This window comes from Streptomyces sp. NPDC020362, assembly GCF_040642095.1.
GTDB lineage: Bacteria > Actinomycetota > Actinomycetes > Streptomycetales > Streptomycetaceae > Streptomyces.
Genome location: NZ_JBFAET010000121.1, coordinates 21,281 through 27,463, shown reverse-complemented (window position 1 = coordinate 27,463; position 6,183 = coordinate 21,281). Strand labels below are relative to the sequence as shown.

At 73.1% G+C, this 6,183-nt stretch carries 7 protein-coding genes; 5 read left to right on the top strand and 2 right to left on the bottom strand.

Going from position 1 to position 6,183, the window contains the following annotated elements:
- On the bottom strand, positions 1-544 hold a 544-nt coding region (locus AB0H32_RS32025; protein WP_361127758.1), incomplete at its 3' end, for a class I SAM-dependent methyltransferase.
- 152 nt (positions 545-696) lie between these two features.
- On the opposite strand from AB0H32_RS32025, the gene AB0H32_RS32020 reads away from it, so the two are divergent.
- From AB0H32_RS32020 to AB0H32_RS32000, 5 genes are all read left to right on the top strand, one after another.
- Positions 697-1,470, top strand: a complete 774-nt coding sequence (locus AB0H32_RS32020) for an MHYT domain-containing protein (RefSeq protein WP_361127755.1) — start codon at positions 697-699, stop codon at positions 1,468-1,470.
- 47 nt (positions 1,471-1,517) lie between these two features.
- Positions 1,518-4,055 carry a nitrate- and nitrite sensing domain-containing protein gene (locus tag AB0H32_RS32015; protein WP_361127752.1) on the top strand — a complete coding sequence of 846 codons (2,538 nt, stop codon included), beginning with the start codon at positions 1,518-1,520 and terminating at the stop codon, positions 4,053-4,055.
- Positions 4,052-4,492 carry a roadblock/LC7 domain-containing protein gene (locus AB0H32_RS32010; protein WP_361127749.1) on the top strand — a complete coding sequence of 147 codons (441 nt, stop codon included), beginning with the start codon at positions 4,052-4,054 and terminating at the stop codon, positions 4,490-4,492. The genes AB0H32_RS32015 and AB0H32_RS32010 overlap by 4 nt, the downstream gene beginning before the upstream one ends.
- Before the next feature lie 18 nt (positions 4,493-4,510).
- Positions 4,511-4,924 carry a DUF742 domain-containing protein gene (locus tag AB0H32_RS32005; protein WP_361127746.1) on the top strand — a complete coding sequence of 138 codons (414 nt, stop codon included), beginning with the start codon at positions 4,511-4,513 and terminating at the stop codon, positions 4,922-4,924.
- Positions 4,925-5,119: 195 nt separating this feature from the next.
- Entirely contained in the window at positions 5,120-5,722 is a 603-nt protein-coding gene (locus AB0H32_RS32000; RefSeq protein WP_361127743.1) for an ATP/GTP-binding protein, read from the top strand.
- Between the two features lie 3 nt (positions 5,723-5,725).
- Here the strand turns inward: AB0H32_RS32000 and AB0H32_RS31995 are convergent, their stop codons facing one another.
- On the bottom strand, positions 5,726-6,154 hold the full coding sequence (locus AB0H32_RS31995) for a PPOX class F420-dependent oxidoreductase (protein ID WP_361127740.1): 429 nt from the start codon (positions 6,152-6,154) through the stop codon (positions 5,726-5,728).
- Between the last annotated feature and the right edge of the window lie 29 nt (positions 6,155-6,183).

Sequence of the window (6,183 nt, the reverse complement as noted above, 5' to 3'; positions counted from 1 at the left end):
TCCCCGCCCCGCCCGCCGCCCGTCGGCGCGGCCGTCGGCCCCCCCCCCCCCCCGCCCCCCGCGCGCCGGCGGGGGCCCCCCCCCCCCCCCCCCCCCCCCCCCGGCCGATGGGATGGAACAGCGCGAGCGTGCCGCCCGGTCGCACCACCCGGGCCAGCTCCCGGAGGTTCTCGTCGGGTTGCGGCAGGTGTGCGATCAGTCCCGCGGCGAACACGGCGTCCAAGGATCCGGACCGCAGCGGCAGCGCGGCGACGTCCGCGAGCATCAGCCGTCCGTGCCGGTCCCTGCCCGCCCGTGCGGCGGCCTGGAGCATGGCCGGGGTCAGGTCCACCCCGGTGACCACCCCGGAGGGCCCCACGGCGGAACGCAGGGGCGGAAGGGCGCGGCCCGTGCCGCAGCCCGCGTCGAGCACGCGGTCGCCCTGACGCAGCCCCAGGTCGGCCACCGCGGCGGCGTATGCGGGGCCGTCGTCGGGGAACCTGCTGTCCCAGTCGGCCGCGCGGGCGGTGAAGAACTCCCGGACATGTGTGTGGTCGTCGCTCATGCTCCGCATGATCCCTCACCGGGACGGGGGACATGGCTGTGCGCACGTTCGAGCGGGACGCGATCGTTCCATCGCCTCTCCGTGTCATATTCCAACAGCTTTCGAAATGCGCCCCCTTCGTGCGCCCCTGCTCCGGCTAGCGTCCCGGGGCCATGGGACACCTGGACCACGCCGCATTCGGCTGGCTGACCCCCGTGCTGTCGTACGTCATGGCCTGCATGGGCGCCGCCCTGGGACTGCGCTGCACCGTGCGCGCGCTCGGCACCACCGGCCGGTCGCGTCGCAACTGGCTCGTCACCGCCGCCTCCGCGATCGGGACGGGTATCTGGACCATGCACTTCGTGGCCATGCTCGGCTTCCGCGTCAGCGGTACCGACATCCGCTACGACGTACCGCTGACCATCCTCAGCCTCGTCGTCGCCATGGTCGTCGTCTGCGCCGGCGTCTTCGCCGTCGGCTACAGCCGGGACCGCAACCGGGCGCTCCTCCTCGGCGGCCTCACCACCGGGCTCGGCGTCGCCAGCATGCACTACCTGGGCATGGCGGCGGTACGACTGCACGGTCAGGTGCACTACGACCCCGTCCTCGTCGCACTCTCGGTCCTGATCGCGGTAGTGGCGGCGACCGCGGCGCTGTGGGCGGCCCTCAACATCAAGTCGCCTCTCGCGGTCACCGTTGCATCCCTCGTCATGGGGGCGGCCGTCAGCAGCATGCACTACACCGGGATGTTCGCCGTGAGCGTGCGCGCCACCCCCTCCGGCGCTGATCTGCCCGGGGCCTCGGCGATGCAGTTCATCTTCCCCCTCGCCGTCGGCCTCGGGTCCTACCTGTTCCTCACCTCGGCCTTCGTCGCCCTCTCGCCCACGGCCGGCGAACGCGAGGCCTCAGCCTCGGCCCAGGTGCCGGTCCAGAACGCCACCCGCTAGCGGGAGCCCGCCCCGGAGCCCCGACCCACGTCCCGAGCGAGGAGGCCATGCGCCCACCCCGTAGCACTCCGAACGCCGACAGCCCGCAGCAGCCCCCGCCCCCGCCGCGCGGGCGGCGCGCCCACGCCGGACCACCGGCCGACGAGGACGCCCAGCGGTCCGTCGCAACCCCGTCGGACAAGGCGCTGCCGCGCGCGAGCCGTTGGCGTCTGCGGCCCCGCACGGTGCGGGCCAAGGTCGTCTCCCTGCTGATGGTGCCCGTCGTCTCCCTGCTCGCCCTGTGGGCGTACGCCACTGTCAGCACCGCCCAGGACGTCGCCCGGCTGCGCCAGTCCCAGCAGGTCGACACCGAACTGCGCGCCCCGGTCGCAGCGGCCGTCACCGCCCTGCAGACCGAGCGGGCCACTGCCGTGCGTCAAGCCGCCGCCCCGGGCGCAGGCGACGGCGACGCCCTTCGTCGGCTTGCCGCCCGGACCGACCGTGCGGTGGCCAGGCTGCGGCTCGGCGAGGGCGCCACCGTCGCCGACAGCCAGGAACTGCCCGCCGGAGTCGCCGAACGCCTCCAGGCGTTCGTCACCGGCGCCGAGCACCTGCAGGCGCTGCGGACCGCCGTACTGGACCGCAAGGCCGGCTGGAGCGAGGTGTACACCCGGTACACGAGGACCATCGGTGCGGCCTTCACGGTCGACGGTGCCCTCACCGGCATCCAGCAGACCGACGTCGGCACCGACGCGCGCGTACTGCTCGAATTCTCCCGCGCCGCCGAGGCACTGGCCCAGGAGGACGCCGTCCTCGGCAGCGCGCGCCCGGCCGGCGGCCTGCAGAGCGAACGGCTGCGGCTGTTCGGCGCAGCAGCAGCCGCACGCCGCACCTTCACCGAGGCTGCCGTCGCCGACCTGCCCGCCCCTCAGCGCAGCGCCTGGCGCGACCTCGCCGCCGGCAGCGCGTACACCTCGCTCACCGCCACCGAGGACAGGGTCCTCGCCGCGGGCAGCGGAGCCAAGGCCGCCGACGTGGCACCGACGGCCGCCTGGAGCACCGCCCACGCGCGCGTGCAGGACGGAATGCAGGCCGTCGCGACGGACACCGGCCGTGCCGTCGCGGGCCGCGCCGACCCGGTCACGCGCGGCCTGCTCAGTCCGGCGGGCGCCGCCGTGCTCTTCGGTCTCGCCGCCGTCGCCGCCTCGCTCGTCGTCTCCGTCCGCATCGGACGCGCCCTCGTGGTCGAGCTGGTGAGCCTGCGCAACGACGCTCTGGAGATCGCCCGTCGCAAACTCCCCGCGGCGATGAGCAGGCTGCGCACGGGCGAGGAGATCGACATCCAGGCCGAGGCACCGGCCGGACCACCCGCCGAGGACGAGACCGGCCAGGTGTCCGAAGCCCTGACCATCGTCCACCGGGCCGCCCTGCACGCCGCGGTGGAGCGTGCCGAACTCGCCAGCGGCATCTCCGGTGTCTTCGTCAACCTGGCGCGGCGCAGCCAGGTGCTGGTCCACCGCCAGCTGAGTCTCCTGGACAGCATGGAGCGGCGCTCCGACGACCCCGACGAGCTGAGCGACCTCTTTCGCCTCGACCACCTCACCACCCGGATGCGGCGCCACGCCGAGAGCCTGATCATCCTCTCCGGGGCGGCACCCGGCCGGGCCTGGCGCATGCCGGTGTCCCTCACGAACGTCGTACGCGCCGCCCTGTCCGAGGTCGAGGACTACGCGCGCGTGGAGGTGCGCCGGCTCCCAGAGGTGTCCGTCATCGGCGCGGCGGTGGCCGACCTCACCCACCTGCTGGCCGAACTCGTCGAGAACGCCGCCCAGTTCTCACCGCCCCACACGCGCGTGCGGATCAACGGTGAACCGGTCGGCAACGGCTACGCCCTCGAAGTCGAGGACCGCGGACTCGGCATGGGCGCCGAGACCCTCGCGGAGGCCAACCGGCGGATAGAGCAGTCCGAGGCACTCGACCTGTTCGACAGCGACCGCCTCGGACTGTTCGTGGTCAGCAGGCTCGCCTCCCGGCACGCCGTCAAGGTGCACTTGCGCACCTCCCCCTACGGAGGCACCACTGCGGTCGTCCTGTTGCCCACGCCCCTGCTCCACACCGGGGCCGCGCAACGCCCCGCCGACGAGGAGGCGCAGGCGCTCCCGGAAGAACAGCGCGTGTACGCGCGCGTGCCCGACGCGCCCCGGCCCCCGTCCGCGGTCACCTCTCGGCCCGGACCCGGACCCGGCCCCCGGCCCGCCCTGGCGGCCGGCGCCCAGCCCACCCCGGCACCCACGCACGAACCCCCGCCCCCCGGAGTCACCGCCTTGAGGCCGCACCGCCCACCGAACGACTCCGAACCCTCCGAGGACCTCCCACGCCGTGTGCGCCAGGCGAGCCTCGCCCCCCAACTCCGCCGTCAGCATCCCGACGGACCGGCGCCGCAGTCCGCCCCGCGCGCCGACGACCGTCGTACCCCCGAACTCGTACGGGACCGCATGGCGGCCTACCGCGACGGCTGGGCCCGCGGTGGCGGCAGGCAGCCCGGCCGCGGCGCCGCCCCGGAACCCGAAACGGGCAGTGACAGCACCGAAGGAGACCCGGCATGATCCAGGACCACGGTATGAGGATGGCCGCCCAGCGATCCGGCGAACTCGACTGGCTGCTGGACGACCTGGTGATGCGGGTGGGCGAGGTGCGGCACGCCGTCGTGCTGTCCAACGACGGCCTGGCCGTCGGCGCCTCCACCGGCCTCGCACGGCAGGACGCGGAGCACCTCGCCGCCGTGGCCTCCGGCTTCAACAGCCTCGCCAAGGGCGCGGGAAGGCACTTCGGCGCGGGCGGCGTACGCCAGACCATGGTGGAGATGGACGAGGCCTTCCTCTTCGTGGCCGCCGCCGGAGAGGGCTCCTGCCTCGCCGTGCTCACCGCCGTCACCGCCGACATCGGGCTGGTCGCCTACGAGATGGCACGCCTGGTCAAGCGTGTGGGCGAGCATCTCCGCACAGCGCCGCGGGTCACCGCCCGGCCGCCCGCCGCCGGATGACCCCGAGGGGCGGCACCCATGACCGAGACCCCGACCGGCGGCCCGCGCGAAATGGGCAGTCAGTGGTACGACGGCGAGGCCGGGCCGCTGGTCCGCCCCTACGCCATGACCGGCGGACGCACCCAGCCCGGCCCCACCGGAGTGCGCTTCGACCTGATCGCCCTCGTCACCCTCGACCCGGCCGCACCGGCGCTGGCCGACGGCACCGCGCTCGGCCCCGAACACCGGTCGCTGGTCGGCCTGTGCCGCTCGGAGACACAGTCCCTCGCCGAACTCGCAGCGGGCGCGGACCTGCCGGTGGGCGTGGTCAGGGTGCTTCTCGGCGACCTCGTGGAAATGGGCTGTGTCACCATCAGCCGCCCGGTGCCTCCGGCCCAGCTGCCCGACGAACGGATTCTGCGCGAGGTCATCGCAGGGCTGCGGGCGCTGTAGATGAACGCTCGGGAACCTTCGGGAACCTCCCGGCATCCCGGTCCGCGCATCTTCCGGAACCAATCGGGTCCAAGTCGGTCACCTCAGGTGGATTCCGGTCCAATGCCCCAGAGTGGTGCTGAAGTTGTCATGATGCTGACTTCCGCCCCGAGCGCCACCCCCCGAACGCAGCCGGCCCTCCCGAGAGAAGTGATCATGGTCTCTGAGCACTCCGACGACGCCGACGACATGTCGGCCCTGGCGCTGAAGATACTGGTCGCCGGCGGTTTCGGTGTCGGTAAGACGACCCTGGTCGGGGCCGTCAGCGAGATCCGGCCGCTGCGCACCGAGGAACTGCTCAGCGAGGCAGGTCAACTGGTCGACGACACCGACGGCGTGGACCGGAAGGTCACCACGACCGTCGCCATGGACTTCGGGCGCATCACCATCCGCACCGGTCTCTCCCTGTACCTGTTCGGCACGCCGGGGCAGGACCGCTTCTGGTTCCTGTGGGACGAACTCTCCCAGGGAGCACTCGGTGCCGTGGTTCTCGCCGACACCCGCCGGCTGGAGGACTGCTTCCCGGCGGTCGACTACTTCGAGCACCGGCGCATCCCGTTCGTGGTCGCCGTCAACTGCTTCGCCGGGGCGCGCGCCCACGGCGCCCACGACGTCGCCCGGGCGCTCGACCTGGACCGGGGAACGCCCGTGGTCCTGTGCGACGCACGCGACCGGGACTCCGGCAAGGAGGTGCTGATCCGCCTCGTCGAGTACGCCGGGCGGATGCACACCGCCCGGCTCCTCGACTCGGTCGGCTGAGCCTCAGGCGGCCAGGTCCTTCACCGCCATCACCTTGTCCACGGTGACCCGGACCAGCAGTTCGCCCGGGACGCCGTTGCGGGCGCCGTACTCCTCGGCGCGTTCCTCGCCCATGTACCGGGCCGCGATACGGGCGGCCCAATGGCGCACCTCGTCCAGTTCCTCCGACAGCCGGGCACGCCCGTGCAGCACGACGAAGTGGAACGGCGGCCGCTCGTCGTCCACACACAGGGCGATCCGTCCGTCACGGGCGAGATTGCGCCCTTTCACCGTCGTCGTGCCGGTGTTGAAGACCACTTCGTCCCCGTCCAGCAGGAACCAGATCGGGGCCACATGGGGGCTCCCATCGGCGTTGACGGTGGACAACTTGCCGGTTCGGGTGCCGTAAGAGACGAACGCCCGCCATTCCTCATCGGTCATCTTCTGTGCCATACGCCCATCCTGCTTGCCCGGACGCCGGT

Excerpts from the sequence above, each read along its gene's own strand:
- AB0H32_RS32020 (WP_361127755.1), top strand. The coding sequence starts at position 697 with ATGGGACACCTGGACCACGCCGCATTCGGCTGGCTGACCCCCGTGCTG.
- AB0H32_RS32015 (WP_361127752.1), top strand. The coding sequence starts at position 1,518 with ATGCGCCCACCCCGTAGCACTCCGAACGCCGACAGCCCGCAGCAGCCC.
- AB0H32_RS32010 (WP_361127749.1), top strand. The coding sequence starts at position 4,052 with ATGATCCAGGACCACGGTATGAGGATGGCCGCCCAGCGATCCGGCGAA.
- AB0H32_RS32005 (WP_361127746.1), top strand. The coding sequence starts at position 4,511 with ATGACCGAGACCCCGACCGGCGGCCCGCGCGAAATGGGCAGTCAGTGG.
- AB0H32_RS32000 (WP_361127743.1), top strand. The coding sequence starts at position 5,120 with ATGGTCTCTGAGCACTCCGACGACGCCGACGACATGTCGGCCCTGGCG.
- AB0H32_RS31995 (WP_361127740.1), bottom strand. The coding sequence starts at position 6,154 with ATGGCACAGAAGATGACCGATGAGGAATGGCGGGCGTTCGTCTCTTAC.